Consider the following 25,245-nt stretch of genomic DNA (forward strand, 5'->3'; position numbering starts at 1 on the left):
TTAATAAACAGCCCCTTTACGGGGCCGACAAATTATTGGCTAAAACGGGACAGCCGGAACGGCGTCAGATCAAAGGAGGGCGTTTTTCCCAACGCAAAATCTGCAGCGATTTCTCCTAACACCGGGGCGAATTTAAAACCATGTCCGCTGAGTCCAGTGATGACAAGCGTATTCTCATGGCCAGGCAGCGTATCGATAATAAAATCCTCGTCCGGCGAATTATCATAGGTACATGCTGCCCCATGTAAACAACCGCCGATACCCGGCAGTACGTTACGCAGGAAAGGAAATGCTTCCGCGCCATCGCTGGCAACGGCGGCAAAGGGCTTGCGCTCTTCCTGAGCCTGTATTAGCTGTCCGCCATTGTGTTTGCCGATTTTTAACTCGTCGTTCTCCGCCGGGAAGCCGTAATATTGATCGCCGTTGGGCATTTCGCCGGTAAAGGCCGGAAAGCGGTTTTTAGTGCTGTAACGTCCATCCGCCTTAAACCAGGCAAAAACTTTACGTACGGGCTGAACGGGCAGCTCCGGTACCAGCGCTTTGACCCAGGTGCCCGCGCTAATCAGCGCCTTGCTGGCGTGGTAGCAGCCTTCACTCGTCTCTATCGTCACACCGTTATCATCATGGTGAATATGGCTTACCGGGCTGTTAAATAGCTGTGCGCAGCCTGCCTCTCGGGCCAGACGAAGCCATGTGGTAATGGCTAATTCGCTGCGCAGGAAACCGGAGTCAGCTTCAAACAGCCCGATATAATTATCGGGCACGCGAATTTCCGGCCAGCGCGTCATGAGGGCCGTCGCGTCCAGGCGCTCGACGTTCAATTGCCACTGTTGCGCGCTTCGTGCGACGTTGGCTAAGAAAGCGGAATCGGCCGGGCCGAGGTTGACGACGCCGGAGCGGACAAAAATAGGCTCTTCATTGTGTGTGGAGAGTTCATCCCAAAGCGCCTGGGCGCGAAGCACCAGCGGGACATATTTTTCGCCTTCACCATAAGCGTGGCGGATAAGTCGGGTATCGCCGTGATGGCTGCCCTGTTGATGAGGCGGCATATGCGCATCGGTCATCAGGACCTTTAGCCCGGCGCGGGTGGCGTAATAACCAGCGGCGGCGCCAACCGAACCGCTGCCGATAATAATAAGGTCGTATTTCATCAGCTTCTCTCTGCTATCGCGATGATTTCAGGGTAAATAACTGCGCTGAGATATACAAGCCAGAAATAAGTGAGGCACCTTACGGTGCCTGAGAGAGGGGGAGCGCGTCACGCTAATGGCGACGATACTCGTTTTCCTGGTAATCACCTGATTCTATTTTGGCGATGCCGGCTTCTAATATTGAAATAAATTGCCTGGCTACATCTGTCGTTAACCAGAGCGTTTGACCAACTTCAGTCCCTTCCGGTTCCGGACGATTTGGGGTCTGGTAGTGCAAACGCAGCATCAGCGCATCATAGCTATCGACGGTGCTGATGTCCCATCCTACAAGCGGATGGGTCTGAATGACTTCATTATTCTTTTCCATCATGCCCCCCTGGTACGTGTTATAAGACAACGGTTCTCGAGGTTCAATGCGTGTTTTTCTTCTGAAACAACTTCAGTATACCAATTAATAAGGCTATTCACTGCGTTTTTAAAGAGACCGGAGGATAAATTTCTCTTTTTAAGAATTATATGAACAATAAAGCGGCAGTTCATTCATATTTTTTTAGGATGTTGTGCAATTATTTTGACGGTCAGGCGAAATATTCATCAGTTGCGCAAATAAAAAAGCCGGGGCGACCCGGCAAACATACATCACTGCATATCATTTTTTATTCATTGATGAACCAGTCATCAGCGCTCTCCCAGGTCTCCTGGAGAATCTCGCTAATGCGTTCTTTGTCCTCTTTTGATGCGCCAATGACGGACAAGTTGTTGGCGGTAGCGTAACGCACGGTGACGTTACCCAAATTCTCAGGAAAATGATGGCTAATACGGCGGGAGAGTTCGCCCGCCAGCGCATCAATCGCACCGGCAGGCAGAGGTGACGTTTTGGCTATAGTGACTTCAATACGCATAATGGCCCCCTGTTGAATATACTGGATATATATACAGTTAAATCCAATATATAGCAACAGGTAAGCGCATTTTTTATTTTTTTACTGACCAGCGTACTGTTTCACCCGCTAAAAAAGGCACCAGCGAATCATCAGCCAGCGCGATATTTTCCGGTACATGTTGTTCATCGCGAACCAGTTCCACCCACCCCGTATTCACCGGCAGGCCATAGAATTGCGGGCCATTCAGTGAACAGAACGCTTCAAAGTGCGCCAGCGCGTTCATTTCCTCAAACACGGCGGCATAACTGCCAAGGGCGGAGGGGGCGTTGAAACAACCGGCGCAGCCGCAACTGGTCTCTTTACGATGACGTGAATGCGGCGCTGAATCCGTCCCCAGGAAGGCGCGCGTAAAACCACTGGCAACCAGTTCGCGTAACGCCTGCTGGTGAATATTGCGTTTTAGAATCGGCAGACAGTACAGGTGAGGACGAATGCCGCCGACCAGCATATCATTACGGTTAAACATTAAATGTTGAGGCGTAATGGTAGCCGCCAGGTAGTCGTTGCCGTCACGTACATACTGCGCGGCATCTTTGGTCGTGATGTGCTCAAAGACCACTTTAAGCGTGGTCAGACGCTGGCGTAGCGGTTCCATTACGGTGTCGATAAAACGCGCTTCGCGATCGAAGATATCAACATCCGCATGGGTCACCTCACCGTGGACCAGTAATGGCATTCCGAGTTTTTCCATCCGCTCCAGTACCGGCATGATAGCGTCGACTGACGTTACGCCATGACTGGAGTTAGTGGTGGCATTGGCCGGGTAAAGCTTAGCCGCAGTAAACACGCCTTCATGGAAACCACGCTCCAGTTCATCGGCATCGAGCGAATCCGTTAAATAGCAGGTCATCAACGGCGTGAAATCATGCCCGGCGGGCACCGCATCGAGAATACGCTGGCGGTAGGCGATCGCTGCATCAACGGTCGTGATGGGGGACGCCAGGTTCGGCATCACGATAGCGCGACCATAAATTTCGCTGGTATAGGGTACGACCGTTTTTAACATGTCGCCATCGCGAAGGTGAACGTGCCAGTCGTCCGGGCGGCGGATCTTTAAAACCTGGGATGGTGCAGTCATTAATAAGCTCCGGCTGAGGAATAGTCTTTTTGCCGGAAACAAAGGATAAGCGGAAACGTTTTCGTTTGCACGTAAAAAAAGGGCGCGAGCGCGCCCTCCGAAATCAATTGGTGAAAGGAATAACGATTTCACCAGGTTTAACTTCAATGCCTTTCGCGAGTTTCTTCGCTAACGCTTCGCCTTTACTGCTGTCCTCACGCAACACGTAAGCGGGCCGCTGGTTAAAGTAGCTACGTAAAGACTGATTTAAATAGGGCAGGAGCGTTTGTAGCACCGATTGCATTTTCTCCGGCGTCACGGTGGCGTCTACTACTTCCATCTCCTGAAGATAGATGGCGCCTTTTTCTTTATCAAAGACCGGCAGGGCTTTTAGCTTGAGTTTCATCGTCGCTTTTTGACTGCCAAACAGGGAATTCATATCCAGCCTGGCATCGCCAGTAAGGGTGACTTTATTAGGTTCTTCCCGACCAATCTGGCTGACAAGGTTAGTCAATACGATATGCGCGTCGGCAATGCCGGGCAGACCAATATCTTTTGAGAAATTATTCCGTTTTTCAAGCGCTTGATTGATTTCTTGTTCGCTAATGGTGTATTGCGTAAGTTGATTACAACCCACTAACAGGCCGCTAACTACCAGCGCAGCGGCAAAAAAAAACTTTTTCATGGCGTTCCTTAGCATGTTGCCTGTGCCCTAATCTTGACACAAAGCAGCATGTCGCGCCAGCGGACATGGCGCCGCTAGAAAAAGCTGAAAAAGGCGGCAAGAAAGGGGTGCCGCCTGGCGGGCGTTAGATAGCCATTGAGGAGAGTAAATTAATTTGCGTCTGCTTCGCCATATTATCGCGATAGTCCGCGACTTTTGTCGGCCAGTGGATACCGGCGACCAGCGTCAGATTACGCAGAAGCGGAAACAGATGAATATCATCTTCCGATAATTCGCCGTTAACGGCGTTAGGATGTACGATGAGTTTATCCAGCAAACGTAAATCATCGCCGATCTTTTTAATCAGTCCGGCAGAGTGCGCAAGATGGTTGTCAAAACTGCCAGATGAGGCTTCTTTTTTGCGGATAAAATACTGGCGCGCCGCAGGGGTAGAAAATTCATCGAAAGCGGATTTTGCAAATCGCGGCAGCAGTAGCTGATTAACGTAACCGTTAACTTTGCGCAACCACTCTTCAATGGCTGGATTGCGTTTCCCGGTTAACAGCGGTTTGCCGTCGAGGTTGTCGACATAATGTACAATATCCATACTTTCAGGAAGGTAGCGACTATCATCTTTTTGCAGGATGGGCACCATCTTTTGACCAATCATCCGGGTGGGCGTCGCCTCGTCGTCATTTTGTAACACGTTAAGTTCAACGGGGATGTTCTTCAGGCCGAAAATCATGCGGGCTCTAACGCAGAAAGGGCAATGATCGTAAATATAAAGCTTCACGTTTCTCCTCCATTTGACTGTCGGTATCTGACCAGTATGGAGGAGATAGCGACAGGTATCAAATCAGGCGCCGGGTTCCAGCATCCGGCGCGGCGTGCGTTTATGACTAAATTGCCAGCCTAAAGCCAAAAAGGTGATGAAACCGATAATACCGAGCATCATCCACGGTAGTTCAGGCTGCGCAAGCGCTTTACCCATATCAAACAACCAGCCGCCGCCGATATAACCAATCGCGCCGCCAATGGCTAATCCCAGACGGCTAAAGCCCATATAGCTTCCCCGCGCCCTCGCGTCCGCGAGCGACGCGCTGAGCGTTTCGCGCGCCGGTTCGGCGATAACCGAGCCGATGTAGAAAGCGCAAATAAGCGTAAAAAGCTGCTGTAAATTGCCCACCATCCCGATGGGGAGCATGCTCAGCGACATGACGAGCAAACCGGCCATCAGCCGATGCTCCAGCCGAAAACGCTTTTCGCTCCAGCGGGCAATCGGATAGAGCAACGTCAGCGAGAGACACGCCTCTATAGCGTACATCCATTTCACGGCAGCAGGCGAACCGGCGATATCGTTTACCATAATCGGCAGCATTAACATGACCTGTACCGCCAGCATATAGTAGCCCGCCAGCGTCAGCACGTAGGTGACAAACCTTTTATCGCTCATGACGCGACGCATTCCTTCACGCACCGGCGTTCTGACCGTTGATAGCTTCCAGGCCGGAAGCAGCCATGCGTTGAAAAGGGCGCATAATATGAACAAAATAGCGCCTGTCGCGCAGACCAGGCGAAAATCGTATTGTAGCAACCAGCTTCCCAGCAGCGCGCCAATCACCGCGCCCGCGCTGTCCTGCATCATCAACAGAGAGAAGAAGCGGCCCCGTTGCTCCGGACGAATTAATTTGACCACCAGCGCTGAACGCGGCGGGTCAAAAAGCGTACCGCCGAGACCGGAAAGAAAGCAGGAAAACCACAAGAGCCAGGGCTCATGCGCGATACCCATGGTGGCAAAGCCTGCGGCGCGCATCAGCATACCGGTGACAATCATCGGTTTCGCGCCAAAGCGATCGGCGATGGCGCCGCCAAAAATGCCCAGACCTTGTTGAATAAACTGACGCAGGCCGAGCGCGATCCCTACCATTACGGCAGCCCACCCCATTTGATCGACAAAACGAATAGAGATGAGCGGGAAGACGACGAAAAAACCCAGCACCACTAACATGTTATCGATGAGAAGAAAATATTTACCCAGGTTCCTCGCCTGCGAGACGCGCGACATTTCCCCTCCCGGGAAATAAAAGATGAGCGTCTTCTATTCTGCGGCGGCGTTTCGTTTTTTCCTACCGTTAGCGGGACAATATTTTTTTATCAAAAGTCCTTTTTAATCGAGAGTTTTCATCAAAATGTGGCAGCAATTCAAAAAATGACGATTTGCGCTTTTCACAGAGCCTGGTTGCGCAGGTATAGTAATGTTACTGGCGTGCTGAAGACGTTACAGGAAGGAGTAGGTATAGAATGTTTGGCTATCGTAGTAACGTGCCAAAAGTGCGCTTAACCACCGATCGTCTGGTGGTACGTTTAGTGCATGAGCGTGATGCCTGGCGTCTGGCCGATTATTACGCGGAAAATCGTCATTTTTTAAAACCCTGGGAACCGGTCCGTGATGAAAGTCATTGTTATCCTTCAGGATGGCAGGCGCGTCTGGGAATGATCGGTGAATTTCACAAACAGGGCTCCGCCTTCTATTTCGCGCTACTTGATCCGGAAGAAAAAGAAATTATCGGCGTGGCGAATTTTTCCAATGTGGTGCGCGGTTCTTTTCATGCCTGTTATCTGGGCTATTCCATTGCGCAAAAGTGGCAGGGGCAAGGGCTGATGTTTGAAGCCTTAACCGCTGCGATTCGCTATATGCAGCGCACTCAGCATATCCACCGTATCATGGCGAACTATATGCCGCACAACAAACGTAGCGGCGCGTTGCTGGCGCGGCTTGGCTTTGAAAAAGAAGGCTATGCGAAAGATTATCTGTTGATTGATGGACAATGGCGCGACCATGTCCTGACGGCGTTAACCACGCCGTTATGGACGCCGGGGCGTTGAGCGGCTTACGGAATGAGAGGCAAAGGGAGAAAACGATGAAATATGAATTAACCGCCACTGAAGCGCGAGTGATTGGCTGTCTGCTGGAAAAGCAGGTGACAACGCCGGAACAGTATCCGCTTTCCGTCAACGGGGTGGTGACAGCCTGTAATCAGAAAACCAACCGTGAACCGGTGATGAACCTGACGGAACAAGAGGTGCAGGAACAGCTCGATAACCTGGTGAAACGCCACTTTTTGCGTACGGTCAGCGGGTTTGGCAACCGCGTCACCAAATATGAACAGCGCTTCTGTAATTCCGAATTTGGCGATCTGAAACTTAGCGCGGCGGAAGTGGCGCTCGTCACTACGCTGCTGCTGCGCGGCGCGCAAACGCCCGGCGAGTTGCGTAGCCGGGCGTCGCGGATGCATGAATTCAGCGATATGACGGAAGTTGAATCCACGCTGGAACGGCTTGCCAGTCGTGAGGACGGCCCGTATGTCGTCCGTCTGGCGCGTGAACCGGGTAAGCGCGAAAGCCGTTATATGCACCTTTTTTGCGGCGACGTCGATGAACTGTCTCTCCAGACGTCTGCGCCGGAAAGTGCGTCGGGCGATCTTCAGTCGCGCGTCGAAGCGCTGGAAAGCGAAGTGGCGGAGTTAAAGCAGCGGCTGGATTCTTTGTTAGCTCACCTGGGGGAGTAATGTGAGAACATTACGGATTGGCATTGTCGGATTAGGCGGTATTGCGCAGAAGGCCTGGCTGCCGGTATTAACCAACACCGCCGGATGGACGTTACAGGGCGCCTGGTCTCCTTCGCGGGATAAAGCCTTACGTATCTGCGAAAGCTGGCGCATACCGTATGTGGATTCGCTGGCGAATTTAGCGTCCGGCTGCGATGCGGTCTTCGTCCACTCCAGTACCGCAAGCCATTATGCCGTGGTCAGCGAACTTCTCAATGCCGGCGTCCATGTTTGCGTGGATAAACCGCTGGCGGAAAATCTACGTGATGCCGAACGGCTGGTGGCGCTGGCGGCGCAAAAAAAATTGACGCTGATGGTTGGCTTTAATCGCCGTTTCGCGCCGCTGTACCGCGAACTGAAGACGCGCCTCGGCACTGCGGCGTCACTACGTATGGATAAACATCGTACCGATAGCGTCGGGCCGCACGACTTACGTTTTACTTTGCTCGATGACTATCTGCATGTCGTGGATACCGCTCTGTGGCTGGCGGGCGGCGAGGCGCGCCTTGCCAGCGGCACGTTGCTCACCAGCGAGTCCGGCGAAATGTGCTATGCGGAACATCATTTTTCCGCCGACAAACTACAAATTACCACCAGTATGCACCGGCGCGCCGGAAGTCAGCGTGAATCGGTCCAGGCCGTCACCGACGGCGGGCTATATGACGTGACGGATATGCGTGAATGGCGCGAAGAGCGCGGGCAGGGTATTCTCATCAAACCCATTCCTAGTTGGCAAACGACGCTTGAACAGCGTGGTTTTGTCGGATGCGCGCGGCATTTCATTGACTGCGTACAAAATCAGACGGTTCCGGAAACGGCGGGGGAGCAGGCGATTTTGGCCCAGCGCGTCGTGGAGGCGCTGTGGCGGGACGCCATCAGCGAATAACCCTCTGTAACATCTGGCGGTAGTAATTCATCGTAATCCAGGTACTATACCCTCAATAATTCGAGTTGCAGAAAAGCTAACGCACATGCAGCTCGAAGTATGGCGGGTATATATGCCCACTCTACATAATACCTCTTTTCACAGTGAATAATGGCAAACCGTGGGGAGTCTGTAAGGCCTGATAAGACGTTTTAACGTCGCCGTCAGGCGCGGTGATACAGCCGGATACGGCAGAAGTTGCGTTATCCGGTCGATGGATCAGCCATGCAGGAGTTTTACGCCAGGGTCTGGAATACAAAAGAAATGAATTTATTGAAATCGCTGGCTGCCGTCAGCTCGATGACTATGTTTTCACGCGTGTTGGGCTTTGCCCGTGATGCGATTGTCGCCAGAATTTTTGGCGCAGGGATGGCGACCGACGCCTTTTTTGTGGCGTTTAAACTCCCCAATCTACTACGCCGGATCTTTGCCGAAGGCGCTTTTTCTCAGGCCTTTGTGCCTATCCTGGCGGAATATAAGAGCAAGCAGGGTGAAGAAGCGACGCGGATCTTTGTCGCCTACGTTTCCGGCCTGTTGACGCTGGCATTGGCCGTCGTGACGGTGGCCGGTATGCTGGCCGCCCCGTGGGTGATTATGGTAACCGCGCCGGGTTTTGCCGATACTGCGGATAAATTCGCGCTGACGACGCAACTGCTGCGGATTACGTTTCCCTATATTCTGCTGATCTCGCTGGCTTCACTGGTTGGCGCCATTCTCAACACCTGGAATCGCTTCTCTATTCCCGCTTTTGCGCCGACATTTCTTAATATCAGCATGATCGGTTTTGCATTATTCGCCGCGCCATACTTTAATCCGCCGGTGCTGGCGTTAGCCTGGGCAGTCACCGTCGGCGGTGTGCTGCAACTGGTGTATCAACTTCCGTATTTGAAAAAGATCGGTATGCTGGTGCTGCCGCGCATTAACTTTCGCGACACCGGGGCGATGCGGGTGGTCAAACAGATGGGGCCGGCGATTTTGGGCGTTTCCGTCAGTCAGATTTCCCTTATCATCAATACCATTTTCGCCTCGTTTCTGGCCTCTGGCTCGGTTTCATGGATGTACTATGCCGATCGGTTGATGGAGTTCCCGTCCGGCGTGCTGGGCGTGGCGTTGGGGACCATCCTGTTGCCGTCATTGTCGAAAAGCTTTGCCAGCGGCAATCATGATGAGTACTGCCGCCTGATGGACTGGGGGCTGCGTTTGTGCTTTTTACTGGCGTTGCCGAGCGCGGTAGCGTTAGGCATTCTGGCGAAGCCGCTGACGGTCTCGCTGTTTCAGTACGGTAAATTCACCGCCTTTGATGCGGCAATGACGCAGCGGGCGTTAATCGCCTATTCGGTGGGGCTGATTGGCTTGATCGTCGTAAAAGTGCTGGCTCCGGGCTTCTATTCTCGCCAGGATATTAAAACGCCGGTGAAAATTGCCATCGTGACGTTAATCATGACGCAGTTAATGAACCTGGCGTTTATTGGACCGCTGAAACACGCCGGGCTGTCGCTCTCTATTGGTCTGGCGGCATGTCTCAATGCGTCGCTGCTGTACTGGCAACTGCGCAAACAGAATATCTTTACGCCACAACCGGGTTGGATGTGGTTCCTGATGCGTCTGATCATTTCCGTACTGGTGATGGCCGCCGTATTGTTCGGCGTGTTGCATATTATGCCGGAGTGGTCGCAAGGGTCGATGTTATGGCGTTTGCTACGTTTGATGGCGGTAGTGATCGCGGGTATTGCGGCCTATTTCGCCGCGCTTGCCGTGCTGGGCTTTAAAGTGAAAGAGTTTGTTCGCCGGACGGCGTAAATTCAGTGCCTGATAGCGCTGTGCTATCAGGCCTACAAGGCATTCAGGCCGGAAAGGCGCAACGTCGCCATCCGGCAATGATTAGATAGAAATTTTTTTACCGCCGCGGTGAGAGACGGAAGTCTGACCGTCAGCCCCGTACAAGGTCGGCTCCTGGTGAGGTTTCAGCACCTCCAGCGCCTGTTGATTACGCTCGATTTGCCCTTCCAGCAGCCAGCCGTTGTGCTGGTTGAGGTCGCGAAGATGCTGCGTTTTTTCGGTAATCGCCTGCCAGCGCTCTGCAATGTCATCGTTTGCGCTACGCTGCGCGTTCTGCTCCAGACGGCGCTGTTGTTCCAGATAATCCAGCGTCGCCAGCAACGAGCTTTTTTCTTCTGTAATACGCTGTAGCTGGCTGCCGTTAATCTGGCCTACGGAAAGCTGTTGTTGCTCGGCGTCCATCACCGTCTTCAGGTCATTCAGGACGGTGGTCATCTGGTCAAGTATTTCTGACAAACGAGTCATACGCTTATTTACTCTGTAAGTAGCTCTGCGCCTCGCGAATGAGCGAGTCTGCTATTTTTCCCGTATCCATTTTTAACTCACCGTTACGGATAGCCGTTTTTAATGCTTCGACGCGTTCCATATTAATGTCGCTGACGCCTGGCTGCATGAGCTTCGCTTGCGCGTCGCTTAACGTTACGCTGGCGCTCGTCGCGGCGGACGTTTTTTCCTGACGCGTTTTTTGTACCGGCGTGTCGCTGGTTTCGCGCGTCTGGACAGTGCTAACGGGTTTCAAAGGTGAGGTACGGTCAATGCTCATTTATTTATCCTCATCGAGGGTTACGTTGTAGCGGCCAGCTACCATCATGGTTGAATATCTCATCGGCAGCCGCGACAAAATCTTTACACAATTATAGGTTAATAAGAATATTCCCATCAGAATCGACGGTTCCACTCACGATTTGACCCGATGTCATGCGCACGCGCGCATTTTGCGCGACGGCGGCATTATTCATCGCCTGACCTTCCGCATTGACGCTGAACCCCTCGCCATTGGCGATGACCTGTACTCGTTGCCCCGCTTTGACGCGCCAGGCCTGACGTATCATCGTAAGCTGTACCGGCTGCCCGGGTGCGAGATCGCGCAAACTGACGGCATCCTGAATCTGACGGATATCCAGTACCGTCCGCGGCGGTAACTGATCCAGCCTGCCACGTTTTAGCGTGACGTTGGCCGGCGTCAATTTTCCGCCGCGCGCGACGGGCGCGGCAACGGCGACATAATTGCCGGTCGCTTGCACATTCACCTGCAAATAACGTTTTTCATTGGCGCAGCGCGCCACCACATTGACGTTGCCCCACAGCTTCGCGCTGCCCGTCATGCTGAAGGCTGGCTGTTCGCAGCTCGGTAGCAGATTGGGCGATGAACGGAGCGTGACAACCACCTTGTCGCTGAAGCCAGCCAGACGCTGGGAAAACCACGTGGTCAGCTGGGCGTTGATGTCCTGCGCCATTGTCAGGGGGCTGAACAGCAAAGCCGCCACGGCGAATCCTCGTTTTAACGTTTGCATGGTACTTCCCCCTGGTTGATGTCATGACAGGATTCTACCCGTGTGAAGCAGGCATCAACGCAATAAATAGCGACGCATTTTGCGTTTATTCCGGCGATAACGCGCGCATGAAGGCATTTAAGCTGTCGGCTGAATTTTGCCATTTGCGGAGGAGATATGCTCGACAGGCTCGATGCCGCCTTACGATTTCAGCAGGAAGCGCTAAATCTGCGCGCGCAACGTCAGGAAATATTAGCGGCGAATATCGCCAATGCCGATACGCCGGGGTATCAGGCGCGCGATATTGATTTTGCCAGTGAGTTAAAAAAGGTGATGGTGCGTGGACGGGAAGAAACCGGCGGCGTCGCGTTAACGTTGACTTCCTCTCACCATATTCCCGCCCAGGCGGTCTCTTCTCCCGCAGTGGATCTGCTTTACCGCGTACCCGATCAGCCTTCTTTGGATGGTAACACCGTAGATATGGACAGGGAACGTACGCAGTTTGCGGATAACAGTCTCAAATATCAGATGGGGCTTACCGTTCTGGGTAGCCAACTCAAAGGCATGATGAATGTGCTACAGGGAGGAAACTAATTCGTGGCGCTGTTAAACATTTTTGATATTGCCGGATCGGCGCTTGCCGCGCAGTCCAAGCGGTTGAACGTTGCGGCCAGTAACCTGGCGAATGCGGATAGCGTCACCGGCCCGGACGGACAGCCTTATCGCGCCAAACAGGTGGTTTTTCAGGTGGACGCCGCGCCGGGTCAAGCCACTGGCGGGGTAAAGGTCGCCAGCGTGATTGAAAGTCAGGCACCGGAAAAGCTGGTTTATGAGCCAGGCAACCCGCTGGCGGACGCTAATGGTTACGTCAAAATGCCCAACGTCGATGTGGTCGGCGAAATGGTCAACACGATGTCAGCCTCGCGCAGCTATCAGGCAAATATCGAAGTCCTGAATACCGTAAAAAGCATGATGCTTAAAACGCTGACATTAGGCCAGTAAAGGAGGCGCGTATGTCTATTGCCGTAAATATGAATGACCCGACCAACACGGGCGTCAAAACGACGACCGGCAGCGGGTCGATGACCGGAAGCAACGCTGCCGATCTGCAAAGCAGTTTCCTGACCTTACTGGTCGCGCAATTGAAGAACCAGGACCCGACTAACCCATTACAAAATAATGAGTTAACGACACAGTTGGCGCAAATCAGTACCGTGAGCGGCATTGAAAAACTGAATACGACGCTGGGGGCTATTTCCGGGCAAATCGATAATAGTCAGTCCCTACAGGCGACCACGCTGATTGGACATGGCGTTATGGTGCCTGGCACCACAATTCTGGCGGGTAAAGGCGCGGAAGAAGGGGCCGTGACGTCCACGACGCCGTTTGGCGTGGAATTGCAACAGCCTGCGGACAAAGTGACGGCAACCATTACCGATAAAGATGGCCGGGTGGTACGGACGCTGGAGATCGGTGAGTTGCGAGCCGGGGTACACACCTTTACCTGGGATGGTAAGCAAACGGACGGAACAACGGTACCGAATGGTTCTTACAACATTGCGATTACCGCCAGCAATGGCGGGACGCAACTGGTGGCGCAGCCGCTGCAATTCGCTCTGGTACAGGGCGTGACGAAGGGCAGTAACGGCAACCTGTTGGATCTGGGTACCTATGGCACCACCACACTCGACGAAGTTCGGCAAATAATCTAAGCCCTTACACTTATCAGGAGTCAGTCATGTCTTTTTCTCAAGCGGTTAGCGGCCTGAACGCTGCGGCCACCAACCTTGATGTTATCGGTAATAACATCGCCAACTCCGCCACCTATGGCTTTAAGTCCGGTACGGCATCATTTGCCGATATGTTCGCCGGTTCCAAAGTGGGGCTGGGCGTAAAAGTGGCGGGGATTACCCAGGATTTTACCGACGGTACGACAACGAACACCGGGCGCGGGCTGGATGTCGCGATTAGCCAGAACGGTTTTTTCCGCCTGGTAGACAGCAACGGTTCCGTGTTCTATAGCCGCAACGGCCAGTTCAAACTGGACGAGAACCGTAACCTGGTCAATATGCAGGGGATGCAGTTGACCGGCTATCCGGCCACCGGTACGCCGCCGACCATTCAGCAGGGGGCGAATCCTGCGCCGATCACCATTCCGAACACGCTGATGGCGGCGAAATCGACCACCACCGCGTCAATGCAGATCAACCTGAACTCAACGGACCCTGTACCGTCTAAAACGCCCTTTAGCGTGAGTGATGCGGATTCGTATAACAAAAAAGGCACCGTCACCGTTTATGACAGCCAGGGTAATGCCCATGACATGAACGTCTATTTTGTGAAAACCAAAGATAATGAATGGGCCGTGTACACCCATGACAGCAGCGATCCTGCAGCCACTGCGCCAACAACGGCGTCCACTACGCTGAAATTCAATGAAAACGGGATTCTGGAGTCTGGCGGTACGGTGAACATCACCACCGGTACGATTAATGGCGCGACAGCGGCCACCTTCTCCCTCAGCTTCCTTAACTCCATGCAGCAGAACACCGGGGCTAACAACATCGTCGCCACCAATCAAAACGGCTATAAGCCTGGCGACCTGGTGAGCTACCAGATTAACAACGACGGCACCGTAGTTGGCAACTACTCCAACGAGCAGGAGCAGGTGCTGGGGCAGATTGTGCTGGCTAACTTCGCCAATAACGAAGGTCTGGCATCCCAGGGCGATAACGTCTGGGCGGCGACGCAGGCTTCCGGGGTAGCGCTGCTGGGGACTGCCGGTTCCGGCAACTTCGGTAAGCTGACGAACGGCGCGCTGGAAGCCTCTAACGTGGATTTGAGTAAAGAGCTGGTGAATATGATCGTCGCGCAGCGTAACTACCAGTCGAATGCGCAGACCATCAAAACTCAGGACCAGATCCTCAATACGCTGGTTAACCTGCGCTAAGCGCCTGACGGGATAGCTTAATGGATCACGCAATTTATACCGCTATGGGGGCGGCCAGCCAGACGCTTAACCAGCAGGCGGTAACGGCCAGCAACCTGGCTAATGCCTCAACGCCGGGCTTTCGCGCGCAGCTTAACGCGCTACGCGCGGTGCCCGTTGATGGCCTCTCTTTAGCAACGCGCACGCTGGTTACGGCGTCGACGCCGGGGGCGGATATGACCCCGGGTCAGTTGGACTACACCTCCCGTCCGCTGGATGTCGCGTTGCAGCAGGACGGCTGGCTGGTAGTGCAAGCGGCGGATGGCGCTGAAGGATATACCCGTAACGGGAATATCCAGGTGGGCCCGACCGGGCAGTTAACCATTCAGGGACATCCGGTTATCGGCGAAGGCGGACCGATTACCGTTCCTGAAGGGTCGGAAATCACCATTGCGGCAGACGGCACGATCTCCGCGCTCAATCCCGGCGACCCGCCAAACACGGTGGCGCCAGTTGGGCGGCTGAAGCTGGTCAAAGCGGAAGGCAATGAGGTGCAGCGGAGCGATGACGGTTTATTCCGCCTTACCGCCGAGGCACAGGCTGAACGCGGGGCGGTACTGGCCGCCGACCCGTCAATTCGCATTATGTCGGGCGTGCTGGAGGGCAGTAACGTCAAGCCGGTTGAAGCGATGACCGACATGATCGCCAACGCACGTCGTTTTGAAATGCAGATGAAGGTTATCACCAGCGTAGATGAGAACGAAGGGCGAGCTAACCAACTGCTGTCGATGAGTTAATACAGGACATTTTATGATCAGTTCATTATGGATCGCCAAAACCGGTCTGGACGCGCAGCAAACCAATATGGATGTGATTGCCAATAACCTGGCAAACGTCAGCACCAATGGTTTTAAGCGTCAGCGCGCGGTATTTGAAGATCTGTTGTATCAGACCATCCGCCAGCCGGGCGCGCAGTCGTCCGAGCAGACGACGCTGCCTTCCGGGCTGCAAATCGGTACCGGCGTGCGTCCGGTCGCCACGGAGCGCCTACACAGTCAGGGGAACCTGTCGCAGACCAACAACAGTAAAGATGTGGCGATTAAAGGGCAGGGCTTTTTCCAGGTCATGCTGCCGGACGGTACGTCTGCCTATACCCGCGACGGCTCTTTCCAGGTGGATCAGAATGGTCAACTGGTGACGGCGGGCGGTTTTCAGGTGCAGCCGGCAATCACCATTCCGGCCAACGCGTTAAGCATCACGATTGGCCGCGACGGCGTGGTCAGCGTGACCCAGCAGGGGCAGGCCGCGCCGGTTCAGGTCGGGCAGCTTAACCTGACCACCTTTATGAACGACACCGGGCTGGAAAGCATCGGCGAGAACCTCTATATCGAAACGCAATCGTCCGGCGCGCCGAACGAAAGCACGCCGGGGCTCAACGGCGCGGGGTTGTTGTATCAAGGGTATGTCGAAACGTCGAACGTTAACGTGGCGGAAGAGCTGGTGAACATGATTCAGGTTCAACGCGCCTATGAAATTAACAGTAAAGCAGTATCGACGACCGATCAGATGCTGCAGAAACTGACGCAACTCTAAGGGGCCGCCGGTGGGGATACGCCACCGGCTCCCTGATTTTGAAGATGAAGGTAATGCAAAAATACGCGCTTCACGCTTACCCAGTTATGGCCCTGATGGTCGCGACGCTGACAGGATGCGCCTGGATACCCGCTAAACCGCTCGTGCAGGGGGCGACCACGGCGCAGCCGATACCTGGCCCGGTACCGGTGGCGAATGGCTCCATATTTCAGTCTGCGCAGCCGATTAATTATGGCTATCAGCCGCTTTTTGAAGATCGTCGACCGCGTAATATCGGCGATACGCTCACGATTGTGTTACAGGAAAACGTCAGCGCCAGTAAAAGCTCGTCGGCAAATGCCAGCCGCGACGGCAAAACCAGCTTTGGTTTTGATACGGTACCGCGTTATCTGCAGGGATTATTCGGTAATTCCCGCGCGGATATGGAGGCCTCCGGCGGCAACTCTTTTAACGGCAAAGGCGGCGCGAATGCCAGCAATACCTTTAGCGGCACGCTGACCGTGACCGTCGATCAGGTTCTGGCCAATGGCAATTTACACGTCGTGGGGGAAAAACAGATCGCGATTAATCAGGGAACGGAATTCATCCGCTTCTCCGGCGTGGTAAATCCACGCACCATCAGCGGCAGCAACTCCGTTCCCTCGACACAGGTGGCGGATGCGCGGATTGAATATGTCGGGAACGGCTATATTAACGAAGCGCAAAATATGGGCTGGCTGCAACGTTTCTTCCTTAATTTGTCGCCGATGTAAGCGAGGTGTATGTGTTTAAAGCTCTTGCAGGAATCGTTCTGGCACTGGTTGCCACTCTGGCGCACGCCGAGCGTATCCGGGATCTGACCAGTGTCCAGGGAGTACGGGAAAACTCGCTGATCGGCTACGGGCTGGTGGTCGGGCTGGACGGTACGGGCGACCAGACGACCCAGACGCCATTTACCACCCAGACGCTGAATAACATGCTGTCACAACTGGGGATTACGGTCCCCACCGGCACCAATATGCAGTTGAAAAACGTGGCGGCGGTGATGGTGACGGCGTCGTATCCGCCTTTTGCGCGACAGGGACAAACGATCGATGTCGTCGTTTCCTCAATGGGGAACGCTAAAAGTCTGCGTGGCGGGACGTTATTAATGACGCCGTTAAAAGGGGTGGACAGCCAGGTGTATGCTCTGGCGCAGGGCAATATTCTGGTCGGCGGCGCGGGCGCTTCCGCAGGCGGCAGTAGCGTGCAGGTTAACCAGCTTAATGGCGGGCGCATCACTAATGGCGCGATTATCGAACGCGAGTTGCCGACTCAGTTCGGCGCTGGCAACACTATTAATCTGCAATTGAACGACGAAGATTTTACGATGGCGCAGCAAATTACCGACGCCATCAACCGCGCCCGCGGTTACGGCAGCGCCACTGCGCTTGATGCGCGAACGGTACAGGTACGCGTGCCCAGCGGCAACAGCTCGCAGGTGCGTTTTCTGGCGGACATTCAAAATATGGAAGTCAACGTGACGCCGCAGGATGCAAAAGTCGTGATCAACTCGCGTACCGGTTCGGTGGTCATGAATCGGGAAGTCACGCTGGATAGCTGCGCTGTGGCGCAGGGCAATTTGTCAGTGACAGTCAATCGCCAGCTCAACGTCAACCAGCCGAATACGCCATTTGGCGGCGGGCAGACCGTGGTGACGCCACAGACTCAAATAGATTTGCGTCAGAGCGGCGGATCGCTACAGAGCGTGCGTTCCAGCGCCAATCTGAACAGCGTAGTGCGCGCGCTGAATGCGCTTGGCGCGACGCCGATGGACCTGATGTCGATTTTGCAGTCCATGCAGAGCGCGGGCTGTCTACGCGCCAAACTGGAAATCATCTGATGATCGGAGACGGTAAATTGCTGGCCAGCGCGGCCTGGGATGCGCAATCTCTGAACGAACTGAAAGCGAAAGCGGGCCAGGACCCGGCGGCGAATATCCGTCCTGTGGCCCGTCAGGTGGAAGGGATGTTTGTGCAGATGATGCTGAAAAGTATGCGCGAGGCTTTACCCAAAGATGGTTTATTCAGCAGCGATCAGACGCGTCTGTATACCAGCATGTATGACCAGCAGATCGCCCAGCAGATGACTGCCGGCAAGGGATTGGGGCTGGCGGATATGATGGTTAAACAGATGACGGGCGGGCAGACGATGCCTGCAGATGATGCGCCGCAAGTACCGCTTAAATTCTCCCTGGAGACGGTAAACAGCTATCAAAATCAGGCGCTGACCCAACTGGTGCGCAAAGCCATACCGAAAACGCCGGACAGCAGCGATGCGCCGCTCTCCGGCGACAGTAAAGACTTTCTGGCCCGGCTTTCGCTCCCGGCGAGGCTGGCCAGCGAACAAAGCGGGGTGCCGCATCATCTGATTCTGGCGCAGGCGGCGCTGGAGTCCGGCTGGGGGCAGCGGCAAATCCTGCGGGAGAATGGCGAACCCAGCTATAACGTATTTGGCGTGAAAGCGACCGCCAGTTGGAAAGGGCCGGTGACGGAAATCACCACCACTGAATACGAAAATGGCGAAGCGAAAAAAGTGAAAGCGAAATTCCGCGTCTATAGCTCGTATCTGGAGGCGTTATCGGATTATGTCGCGCTGTTAACGCGTAACCCACGCTACGCTGCCGTGACCACTGCCGCCACGGCAGAGCAAGGCGCAGTGGCCCTGCAAAACGCCGGATACGCCACTGACCCGAATTACGCGCGTAAATTGACCAACATGATTCAGCAGTTGAAAGCGATGAGTGAAAAGGTCAGCAAAACCTACAGCGCGAATCTCGACAATCTCTTTTAAATTGCTCAAGTCCACGTAGTCGCTGCCGATAACAACGAGTATTGAAGGATTAAAAGGAACCATCATGTCCAGCTTGATTAATCACGCCATGAGCGGACTTAACGCCGCGCAGGCCGCGTTAAATACGGTCAGTAATAACATCAACAATTATAACGTTGCGGGTTATACCCGGCAGACAACTATTCTGGCGCAGGCAAACAGTACGTTAGGGGCTGGCGGCTGGATAGGTAATGGCGTTTACGTTTCAGGCGTACAGCGCGAATATGATGCGTTTATCACTAATCAGCTACGCGGCGCGCAAAACCAGAGCAGCGGCTTGACCACGCGCTATGAACAGATGTCGAAAATCGACAACCTGCTGGCCGATAAATCCAGCTCACTGTCTGGTTCGTTGCAGAGTTTTTTTACCAGCCTGCAAACGTTAGTCAGTAACGCGGAAGATCCTGCGGCGCGTCAGGCGCTGATTGGTAAAGCGGAAGGGCTGGTAAACCAGTTCAAAACCACCGATCAGTATCTGCGCGATCAGGATAAACAGGTCAATATCGCGATTGGCTCCAGCGTGGCGCAAATCAACAATTACGCGAAGCAGATAGCTAACCTGAACGATCAAATCTCCCGTATGACGGGCGTAGGCGCGGGCGCATCGCCGAACGACCTGCTCGATCAACGTGATCAGTTGGTTAGCGAGCTTAACAAGATCGTTGGCGTCGAGGTGAGTGTACAGGACGGCGGCACCTATAACCTGACGATGGCCAATGGCTATACGCTGGTGCAGGGGTCGACGGCGCGTCAGTTGGCGGCGGTTCCCTCCAGCGCCGACCCGACGCGAACGACTGTCGCTTATGTCGATGAGGCCGCCGGTAACATCGAAATTCCGGAAAAGTTGCTGAACACCGGTTCGCTCGGCGGGCTACTGACGTTCCGTTCCCAGGATCTGGATCAGACTCGTAATACGCTGGGCCAGTTGGCGTTGGCGTTTGCCGATGCGTTTAACGCGCAGCATACCAAAGGTTATGACGCCGACGGCAATAAAGGGAAAGACTTCTTTAGCATTGGCTCGCCGGTGGTATATAGCAACAGTAATAATGCCGATAAAACGGTATCGCTAACCGCTAAGGTGGTCGATAGCACGAAGGTTCAGGCGACGGATTATAAGATTGTTTTTGACGGTACAGACTGGCAGGTTACTCGCACTGCGGATAACACCACCTTCACGGCGACAAAAGATGCTGACGGAAAACTGGAGATTGACGGTCTGAAAGTGACGGTAGGGACCGGCGCACAGAAAAACGACAGTTTTCTTCTCAAGCCGGTCAGCAATGCTATCGTCGACATGAACGTTAAAGTGACGAATGAAGCCGAGATTGCGATGGCGTCTGAGTCAAAACTCGATCCTGACGTGGATACCGGCGACAGCGATAACCGCAATGGTCAGGCATTGCTGGACTTACAAAACAGCAATGTAGTGGGCGGCAACAAAACTTTTAACGATGCTTACGCCACGTTGGTCAGCGATGTGGGTAACAAAACGTCAACGCTGAAAACCAGCAGCACCACGCAGGCGAATGTGGTTAAACAGCTTTATAAACAGCAACAGTCGGTTTCCGGCGTTAACCTCGACGAAGAGTACGGCAATTTGCAGCGTTATCAGCAGTATTATCTGGCGAATGCGCAAGTATTGCAGACCGCGAATGCGCTGTTTGATGCGTTATTGAATATTCGCTAAAGGAGAAGGATGACATGCGTATCAGTACCCAGATGATGTACGAACAAAATATGAGCGGCATCACTAATTCTCAGGCCGAATGGATGAAGCTGGGCGAGCAGATGTCTACCGGTAAGCGCGTTACCAACCCATCTGACGATCCGATCGCCGCGTCGCAGGCGGTAGTACTCTCTCAGGCGCAGGCGCAGAATAGCCAGTACGCCCTGGCGCGTACGTTTGCCACCCAAAAAGTGTCGCTGGAAGAAAGCGTACTCAGTCAGGTGACGACGGCGATTCAAACCGCGCAGGAAAAAATCGTCTATGCCGGAAACGGCACGTTAAGCGACGATGACCGCGCGTCGCTGGCGACGGATTTACAGGGCATCCGCGATCAGCTGATGAACCTGGCAAACAGCACTGACGGCAATGGTCGCTATATCTTTGCCGGGTATAAAACGGAAGCGGCGCCATTCGACCAGGCGACAGGTGGTTATCATGGCGGCGAGAAAAGTGTTACCCAGCAGGTGGATTCCGCACGCACGATGGTAATTGGCCATACGGGAGCGCAAATTTTTAATAGCATCACCAGCAATGCGGTGCCGGAACCGGATGGCTCGGACTCCGAAAAGAATCTGTTTGTCATGCTCGATACGGCAATTGCCGCGCTCAAGACCCCGGTGGAAGGCAATGACGTGGAAAAAGAAAAAGCCGCTGCCGCCATTGATAAAACCAATCGCGGCTTAAAAAATTCGCTTAATAACGTCCTGACCGTTCGTGCGGAACTGGGAACGCAACTGAGCGAACTCAGTACGCTGGATTCACTGGGAAGCGACCGTGCGCTGGGACAGAAGTTGCAGATGAGCAACCTGGTAGATGTGGACTGGAACTCGGTCATTTCCTCCTACGTCATGCAACAGGCGGCATTACAGGCGTCCTATAAAACGTTTACCGACATGCAGGGAATGTCGCTTTTCCAGTTGAACCGGTAACGCCTCTTTTTGAAACATATCACGAAACTGGATATGTTTTGTCTGCCCGCGCCATCCACCCCGGCGCGGGCATTTTTTTAGTCGTCATTGAGTTAGTGGTCATATTGTCGCGCCTGTAGCGACGCCATCCGTACGTATTATCCCGCCCGATCTCATAAACGCCTGGAGTGACTAAAAGACGCCATGGGGTGAGGCATCGCCCTGTAAGGGGCATAAAAAAGCCGACCTGGCGGTCGGCTTTGTATCACATTTACATCATTCTACCGGCTGTGGGCGTGTCGCCGGGGCGCTGGCGTGACGTGTGGCGCTGTGTCCGCCTGCCGCGCCTTTACCTTCAAAGTGGAAGGAAGGGCGCTGCCAGTCGCTATGGTGCGGGGTTTCCGGCACATATTCCGGCGCTGGCGCACGCGTCATCGGCGCGCTGGCGTGGTTATGATCGTCGTCAACGCAGACAACGTCCTGCGGCTTTTCCACCACCTGGGCCGGTGCGATAACGGTTTCTTCTGTCGTGTGCTCCACAACAGCCGCTTCCGCTTTTGTCTCTTCTTCTGGCTCGACAACGACAACATCAGCTACGTTTTCAGCCACCGTAATGGACGCGTCGGCGGTTTCTGCTACCGGTTCGGCGTCAGCAATAACCTCTTGCGCCACCGGCGTATCGCTTTCGGCAATCAGTTGCGGCTGTTCATCAACCGGCGCGGCAATCACTTCCGGATGCGTTGTCTCGACCTCGACGACTTCCGGCGCCTGTGGTTCGGCGACAGTCTGCGGCTCAACGGCAACGTTTTCTACCGCCTGTACCGACGCTTGTGGTTCTAACGCTACGGTCGCAGCGATAACCTGCTGTTCAGCGACAACCGATTGTGGCAGCGCCAGATCTGCTTCACGCTGCTCTTCAACAACCTGCGTTTCCTGAGGACGGACAATCGGGTAGCGGATCCAGACTTTACCGGACGCCATTTCCGGCGACGCGCAGGCGACGGTTAACGGCATCGGCGATTGTGTCGGGTAGCGCTCGTCACGATAGCGACGGCGACGCTGACCGCTTACGCGCAGGTGGCGCGGAGAACGGCGGGAGCGACGCGGCATACCGGTATTATCGCGAGGTTCTACGCTATCATCCTGCTCCTGCGTGATATCGGCAACGACAGGTAAATCAACTTTCGCCAGCTCGGTACGCGGCGCTGGAACGGGCTGTTCAACGTTTTCAACCGGGCGTGGTTCGTCGACGACGACCGGCGTGTCAACCGTTTCAACCACTGCGCTGTTGGTAAAGCGGACTTTCTGATTAAGCTGACGCTGCTTGCGGCGCGGCTGAACCTGCTGAACGCGTTCTTCCTGCTCGGTCTCCTGGACAGGCTGTTCTTCGCGGTTAAGCGCTTTTACTTCCTGCTGCGCCTGGCGCTTGTCATCATTGCGGCGGCGGCTGCGTTCGCGACGCGGCGTCTGTTGCTGTTCATCGCCGGTTTTCACTTTTTCCGCCGTTTCCTGCTGGCGGGTATCGCGCGCTTCCGCATTTTGCTGCTGCGTCTGGCGACGGTTACGACGATTATCGTCGCGGCTCTCGCCGCCGTCACGTCCGGCACGGTTATCACGGGTGTCGCGGCGTTCGTTACGATCGCGACGGTTGTTCTGCCGTGGCTTGCGACGATCCTGCTGACGCTCCGCTTTTTCTTCCGCTTTCGGCGCGGCTGTTTCGACGGCTTTCGTTTCTTCACCGCTGAACAGTTGTTTCAGCGCGTTAAGGAAGCGGCTAAACAGACCCGGCTGGGCAGGCTGCGCGGCGGCAACATTATCCTTTTTCGCCGTGGCGACGCTAACCGCCGGTTCGACAGGCGTCGGCGCCGGAGGCACATCTGGCATAGCGAATGTCGCCAGCGCAGGCTGTTCCGGGCGTTTACGCTCGGCGTACTCTTCTTCAGAAGGCAGCGCCATCGCTTCTTCGTGCAGCTTCGGCAGCATGTAGCTCAGGGTCGGCGTTTCTTCCCCTTTGCGTACGCGCAGCACGGAATAGTGCGGCGTTTCCATCTGATCGTTCGGGACGATGACACAGCGGACGCCATCCTGACGCGTCTCAATAGCGTTCACTGCCGTCCGTTTTTCGTTAAGCAGATAAGAGGCGATCGGCACCGGAACAATGGCATGGACTTCCTGCGTATTCTCTTTCAGCGCTTCTTCTTCAATCAGGCGCAGAATGGACAGCGACAGAGATTCGTTATCGCGCACGGTGCCGGTACCGCTACAGCGCGGACACACGTGATGGCTGGATTCGCCCAGAGACGGGCTCAGGCGCTGACGCGACATTTCGAGCAGGCCGAAGCGGGAAATATGGCTAATCTGAATACGCGCCCGGTCCTGACGCACCGCTTCACGCAGACGGTTTTCTACCGCGCGCTGGTGACGTACCGGCGTCATATCGATAAAGTCGATAACGATCAGGCCGCCCAGGTCGCGCAGACGCAACTGGCGGGCAATCTCATCGGCCGCTTCCAGGTTGGTATTAAACGCCGTTTCTTCGATATCGCCGCCGCGAGTCGCGCGGGCGGAGTTGATATCGATGGCGGTTAACGCTTCGGTACTGTCAATGACGATGGAGCCGCCGGAGGGCAGGCGCACTTCACGCTGGAACGCTGACTCGATCTGCGATTCGATCTGGTAATGGCTGAACAACGGGATTTCACCGGTGTACAGCTTAATTTTGCTGCTAAAATCCGGGCGGCCCAACGCGGCGATATGCTGACGCGCCATTTCCATCACTTTTGGATTGTCGATCAGGATTTCACCAATATCCTGACGCAGATAGTCGCGAAACGCGCGTACGATGACGTTGCTTTCCTGATGGATCAGGAACGGCGCGGGACGGCTTTCAGCGGCTTTCTGAATGGCCTCCCAGTGTTTCAGGCGGAAGCTTAAATCCCACTGCAACGCTTCGGCGGATTTACCCACGCCCGCGGTACGCACGATAAGCCCCATCCCTTCAGGAAGTTCCAGGCTGGCCAACGCTTCTTTTAACTCGGTACGATCGTCGCCTTCAATGCGACGGGAAATACCACCCGCGCGCGGGTTATTCGGCATCAGTACCAGGTAGCTGCCCGCCAGACTGATAAAGGTGGTTAACGCCGCGCCTTTGTTGCCGCGCTCTTCTTTATCGATTTGAACAATGACTTCCTGGCCTTCGCGTAACACGTCTTTAATGTTCGGGCGACCATGAGCGCTGTAGTTAGCGGGGAAATATTCGCGGGCAATTTCTTTTAACGGGAGGAAACCGTGGCGTTCTGCGCCGTAATCAACAAAAGCCGCTTCCAGGCTCGGTTCAATACGGGTAATTTTGCCTTTATAGATGTTCGCTTTTTTCTGCTCGTGTCCGGGGCTTTCTATATCCAGATCGTACAGACGCTGCCCATCTACAAGGGCGACGCGCAACTCTTCCTGCTGAGTCGCGTTGATTAACATTCTTTTCATCGTAACTTACTCATTATTCTTACGTTGACGACTAAGCTGCGGGCATGGTGACGCCTTACCGGGCATGAACCGATG

General features: G+C 54.4%; 26 protein-coding genes. 15 read left to right on the forward strand and 11 right to left on the reverse strand.

What is annotated here, in order from left to right; translation table 11 throughout:
- Positions 1 to 32: 32 nt before the first annotated feature.
- The 7 genes from solA to mdtH form a co-directional block, all read right to left on the reverse strand.
- Positions 33 to 1,151: an N-methyl-L-tryptophan oxidase gene (gene solA, locus ACLJRS_RS01810; RefSeq protein ID WP_000872765.1), complete on the reverse strand. Its 1,119-nt coding sequence runs from the start codon at positions 1,149 to 1,151 to the stop codon at positions 33 to 35.
- Between the two features lie 112 nt (positions 1,152 to 1,263).
- Positions 1,264 to 1,518 carry a biofilm formation regulator BssS gene (bssS, locus tag ACLJRS_RS01815; protein ID WP_000414441.1) on the reverse strand — a complete coding sequence of 85 codons (255 nt, stop codon included), beginning with the start codon at positions 1,516 to 1,518 and terminating at the stop codon, positions 1,264 to 1,266.
- Positions 1,519 to 1,807: 289 nt separating this feature from the next.
- Complete coding sequence (gene dinI / locus ACLJRS_RS01820) at positions 1,808 to 2,053, reverse strand: DNA damage-inducible protein I (protein WP_001217763.1); 246 nt, start codon at positions 2,051 to 2,053, stop codon at positions 1,808 to 1,810.
- A 73-nt stretch (positions 2,054 to 2,126) separates the two neighbouring features.
- Complete coding sequence (gene pyrC / locus ACLJRS_RS01825; protein ID WP_000126595.1) at positions 2,127 to 3,173, reverse strand: dihydroorotase; 1,047 nt, start codon at positions 3,171 to 3,173, stop codon at positions 2,127 to 2,129.
- A gap of 103 nt (positions 3,174 to 3,276) precedes the next feature.
- The gene (locus ACLJRS_RS01830) at positions 3,277 to 3,837 is read right to left on the reverse strand and encodes a lipoprotein (protein ID WP_000713057.1); all 561 of its coding nucleotides are present in this window, start codon (positions 3,835 to 3,837) and stop codon (positions 3,277 to 3,279) included.
- Between the two features lie 124 nt (positions 3,838 to 3,961).
- Positions 3,962 to 4,609 (reverse strand): glutaredoxin 2, encoded by a 648-nt coding sequence (grxB, locus tag ACLJRS_RS01835; protein WP_000780903.1) that lies wholly within the window; start codon positions 4,607 to 4,609, stop codon positions 3,962 to 3,964.
- A 63-nt stretch (positions 4,610 to 4,672) separates the two neighbouring features.
- Positions 4,673 to 5,881, reverse strand: a complete 1,209-nt coding sequence (gene mdtH / locus ACLJRS_RS01840; protein WP_000092178.1) for a multidrug efflux MFS transporter MdtH — start codon at positions 5,879 to 5,881, stop codon at positions 4,673 to 4,675.
- A gap of 236 nt (positions 5,882 to 6,117) precedes the next feature.
- Between mdtH and rimJ the strand changes: the two genes are divergently transcribed.
- The 4 genes from rimJ (at position 6,118) to murJ (ending at position 10,149) form a co-directional block, all read left to right on the forward strand.
- On the forward strand, positions 6,118 to 6,702 hold the full coding sequence (rimJ, locus tag ACLJRS_RS01845; protein ID WP_000468204.1) for a ribosomal protein S5-alanine N-acetyltransferase: 585 nt from the start codon (positions 6,118 to 6,120) through the stop codon (positions 6,700 to 6,702).
- 35 nt (positions 6,703 to 6,737) lie between these two features.
- A complete protein-coding gene (locus tag ACLJRS_RS01850) occupies positions 6,738 to 7,385 on the forward strand; it encodes a YceH family protein (protein WP_000873048.1) in 648 nt (215 codons plus the stop codon).
- A gap of 1 nt (position 7,386) precedes the next feature.
- On the forward strand, positions 7,387 to 8,310 hold the full coding sequence (locus tag ACLJRS_RS01855; protein ID WP_001259729.1) for a Gfo/Idh/MocA family protein: 924 nt from the start codon (positions 7,387 to 7,389) through the stop codon (positions 8,308 to 8,310).
- A 303-nt stretch (positions 8,311 to 8,613) separates the two neighbouring features.
- On the forward strand, positions 8,614 to 10,149 hold the full coding sequence (gene murJ, locus ACLJRS_RS01860) for a murein biosynthesis integral membrane protein MurJ (RefSeq protein ID WP_001537775.1): 1,536 nt from the start codon (positions 8,614 to 8,616) through the stop codon (positions 10,147 to 10,149).
- 81 nt (positions 10,150 to 10,230) lie between these two features.
- On the opposite strand, the gene flgN is transcribed toward murJ, so the two are convergent.
- From flgN to flgA, 3 genes are all read right to left on the reverse strand, one after another.
- On the reverse strand, positions 10,231 to 10,653 hold the full coding sequence (gene flgN / locus ACLJRS_RS01865) for a flagella biosynthesis chaperone FlgN (RefSeq protein ID WP_000197547.1): 423 nt from the start codon (positions 10,651 to 10,653) through the stop codon (positions 10,231 to 10,233).
- A gap of 4 nt (positions 10,654 to 10,657) precedes the next feature.
- Positions 10,658 to 10,951, reverse strand: a complete 294-nt coding sequence (gene flgM, locus ACLJRS_RS01870; protein WP_000020893.1) for a flagellar biosynthesis anti-sigma factor FlgM — start codon at positions 10,949 to 10,951, stop codon at positions 10,658 to 10,660.
- 91 nt (positions 10,952 to 11,042) lie between these two features.
- Entirely contained in the window at positions 11,043 to 11,702 is a 660-nt protein-coding gene (gene flgA / locus ACLJRS_RS01875) for a flagellar basal body P-ring formation chaperone FlgA (RefSeq protein ID WP_410957742.1), read from the reverse strand.
- A 156-nt stretch (positions 11,703 to 11,858) separates the two neighbouring features.
- Here flgA and flgB point away from each other — a divergent pair, with 156 nt between their 5' ends.
- The 11 genes from flgB to flgL all read left to right on the forward strand — a co-directional run bounded on the left by flgB (position 11,859) and on the right by flgL (position 21,708).
- A complete protein-coding gene (gene flgB / locus ACLJRS_RS01880) occupies positions 11,859 to 12,275 on the forward strand; it encodes a flagellar basal body rod protein FlgB (protein WP_000887043.1) in 417 nt (138 codons plus the stop codon).
- Between the two features lie 3 nt (positions 12,276 to 12,278).
- Positions 12,279 to 12,683 carry a flagellar basal body rod protein FlgC gene (flgC, locus tag ACLJRS_RS01885; protein WP_001196448.1) on the forward strand — a complete coding sequence of 135 codons (405 nt, stop codon included), beginning with the start codon at positions 12,279 to 12,281 and terminating at the stop codon, positions 12,681 to 12,683.
- An 11-nt stretch (positions 12,684 to 12,694) separates the two neighbouring features.
- The gene (flgD, locus tag ACLJRS_RS01890) at positions 12,695 to 13,393 is read left to right on the forward strand and encodes a flagellar hook assembly protein FlgD (protein WP_000020450.1); all 699 of its coding nucleotides are present in this window, start codon (positions 12,695 to 12,697) and stop codon (positions 13,391 to 13,393) included.
- A 26-nt stretch (positions 13,394 to 13,419) separates the two neighbouring features.
- Positions 13,420 to 14,631 (forward strand): flagellar hook protein FlgE, encoded by a 1,212-nt coding sequence (flgE, locus tag ACLJRS_RS01895; protein ID WP_000010567.1) that lies wholly within the window; start codon positions 13,420 to 13,422, stop codon positions 14,629 to 14,631.
- A 20-nt stretch (positions 14,632 to 14,651) separates the two neighbouring features.
- Positions 14,652 to 15,407, forward strand: a complete 756-nt coding sequence (locus tag ACLJRS_RS01900; protein ID WP_000349278.1) for a flagellar basal body rod protein FlgF — start codon at positions 14,652 to 14,654, stop codon at positions 15,405 to 15,407.
- A 13-nt stretch (positions 15,408 to 15,420) separates the two neighbouring features.
- Positions 15,421 to 16,203, forward strand: a complete 783-nt coding sequence (gene flgG / locus ACLJRS_RS01905; RefSeq protein WP_000625851.1) for a flagellar basal-body rod protein FlgG — start codon at positions 15,421 to 15,423, stop codon at positions 16,201 to 16,203.
- Positions 16,204 to 16,256: 53 nt separating this feature from the next.
- The gene (gene flgH / locus ACLJRS_RS01910; RefSeq protein WP_001174897.1) at positions 16,257 to 16,955 is read left to right on the forward strand and encodes a flagellar basal body L-ring protein FlgH; all 699 of its coding nucleotides are present in this window, start codon (positions 16,257 to 16,259) and stop codon (positions 16,953 to 16,955) included.
- Between the two features lie 11 nt (positions 16,956 to 16,966).
- Complete coding sequence (locus ACLJRS_RS01915) at positions 16,967 to 18,064, forward strand: flagellar basal body P-ring protein FlgI (RefSeq protein ID WP_001518955.1); 1,098 nt, start codon at positions 16,967 to 16,969, stop codon at positions 18,062 to 18,064.
- Positions 18,064 to 19,014 carry a flagellar assembly peptidoglycan hydrolase FlgJ gene (gene flgJ, locus ACLJRS_RS01920; RefSeq protein WP_000578684.1) on the forward strand — a complete coding sequence of 317 codons (951 nt, stop codon included), beginning with the start codon at positions 18,064 to 18,066 and terminating at the stop codon, positions 19,012 to 19,014. The genes ACLJRS_RS01915 and flgJ overlap by 1 nt, the downstream gene beginning before the upstream one ends.
- Positions 19,015 to 19,078: 64 nt before the next feature.
- Entirely contained in the window at positions 19,079 to 20,740 is a 1,662-nt protein-coding gene (gene flgK, locus ACLJRS_RS01925) for a flagellar hook-associated protein FlgK (RefSeq protein WP_000096425.1), read from the forward strand.
- 14 nt (positions 20,741 to 20,754) lie between these two features.
- Positions 20,755 to 21,708, forward strand: a complete 954-nt coding sequence (gene flgL / locus ACLJRS_RS01930; protein ID WP_001223032.1) for a flagellar hook-associated protein FlgL — start codon at positions 20,755 to 20,757, stop codon at positions 21,706 to 21,708.
- A 255-nt stretch (positions 21,709 to 21,963) separates the two neighbouring features.
- On the opposite strand, the gene rne is transcribed toward flgL, so the two are convergent.
- Positions 21,964 to 25,170, reverse strand: coding sequence for a ribonuclease E (rne, locus tag ACLJRS_RS01935; RefSeq protein WP_000827462.1), 3,207 nt, complete (start codon positions 25,168 to 25,170; stop codon positions 21,964 to 21,966).
- Positions 25,171 to 25,245: the final 75 nt, after the last annotated feature.

The organism is Salmonella sp. SAL00670 (assembly GCF_046552235.1).
Taxonomy (GTDB): Bacteria; Pseudomonadota; Gammaproteobacteria; order Enterobacterales; family Enterobacteriaceae; genus Salmonella; species Salmonella enterica.

Bases quoted from the DNA above. Each gene is read 5' to 3' on its own strand.
- flgJ (WP_000578684.1), top strand. From the start codon at position 18,064: ATGATCGGAGACGGTAAATTGCTGGCCAGCGCGGCCTGGGATGCGCAA.
- rne (WP_000827462.1), bottom strand. From the start codon at position 25,170: ATGAAAAGAATGTTAATCAACGCGACTCAGCAGGAAGAGTTGCGCGTC.
- flgM (WP_000020893.1), bottom strand. From the start codon at position 10,951: ATGAGCATTGACCGTACCTCACCTTTGAAACCCGTTAGCACTGTCCAG.
- rimJ (WP_000468204.1), top strand. From the start codon at position 6,118: ATGTTTGGCTATCGTAGTAACGTGCCAAAAGTGCGCTTAACCACCGAT.
- dinI (WP_001217763.1), bottom strand. From the start codon at position 2,053: ATGCGTATTGAAGTCACTATAGCCAAAACGTCACCTCTGCCTGCCGGT.
- flgL (WP_001223032.1), top strand. From the start codon at position 20,755: ATGCGTATCAGTACCCAGATGATGTACGAACAAAATATGAGCGGCATC.
- ACLJRS_RS01830 (WP_000713057.1), bottom strand. From the start codon at position 3,837: ATGAAAAAGTTTTTTTTTGCCGCTGCGCTGGTAGTTAGCGGCCTGTTA.
- flgE (WP_000010567.1), top strand. From the start codon at position 13,420: ATGTCTTTTTCTCAAGCGGTTAGCGGCCTGAACGCTGCGGCCACCAAC.
- flgH (WP_001174897.1), top strand. From the start codon at position 16,257: ATGCAAAAATACGCGCTTCACGCTTACCCAGTTATGGCCCTGATGGTC.
- flgD (WP_000020450.1), top strand. From the start codon at position 12,695: ATGTCTATTGCCGTAAATATGAATGACCCGACCAACACGGGCGTCAAA.
- murJ (WP_001537775.1), top strand. From the start codon at position 8,614: ATGAATTTATTGAAATCGCTGGCTGCCGTCAGCTCGATGACTATGTTT.
- flgB (WP_000887043.1), top strand. From the start codon at position 11,859: ATGCTCGACAGGCTCGATGCCGCCTTACGATTTCAGCAGGAAGCGCTA.
- flgG (WP_000625851.1), top strand. From the start codon at position 15,421: ATGATCAGTTCATTATGGATCGCCAAAACCGGTCTGGACGCGCAGCAA.
- ACLJRS_RS01850 (WP_000873048.1), top strand. From the start codon at position 6,738: ATGAAATATGAATTAACCGCCACTGAAGCGCGAGTGATTGGCTGTCTG.
- ACLJRS_RS01900 (WP_000349278.1), top strand. From the start codon at position 14,652: ATGGATCACGCAATTTATACCGCTATGGGGGCGGCCAGCCAGACGCTT.
- flgA (WP_410957742.1), bottom strand. From the start codon at position 11,702: ATGCAAACGTTAAAACGAGGATTCGCCGTGGCGGCTTTGCTGTTCAGC.
- mdtH (WP_000092178.1), bottom strand. From the start codon at position 5,881: ATGTCGCGCGTCTCGCAGGCGAGGAACCTGGGTAAATATTTTCTTCTC.
- solA (WP_000872765.1), bottom strand. From the start codon at position 1,151: ATGAAATACGACCTTATTATTATCGGCAGCGGTTCGGTTGGCGCCGCC.
- flgK (WP_000096425.1), top strand. From the start codon at position 19,079: ATGTCCAGCTTGATTAATCACGCCATGAGCGGACTTAACGCCGCGCAG.
- flgN (WP_000197547.1), bottom strand. From the start codon at position 10,653: ATGACTCGTTTGTCAGAAATACTTGACCAGATGACCACCGTCCTGAAT.
- bssS (WP_000414441.1), bottom strand. From the start codon at position 1,518: ATGGAAAAGAATAATGAAGTCATTCAGACCCATCCGCTTGTAGGATGG.
- pyrC (WP_000126595.1), bottom strand. From the start codon at position 3,173: ATGACTGCACCATCCCAGGTTTTAAAGATCCGCCGCCCGGACGACTGG.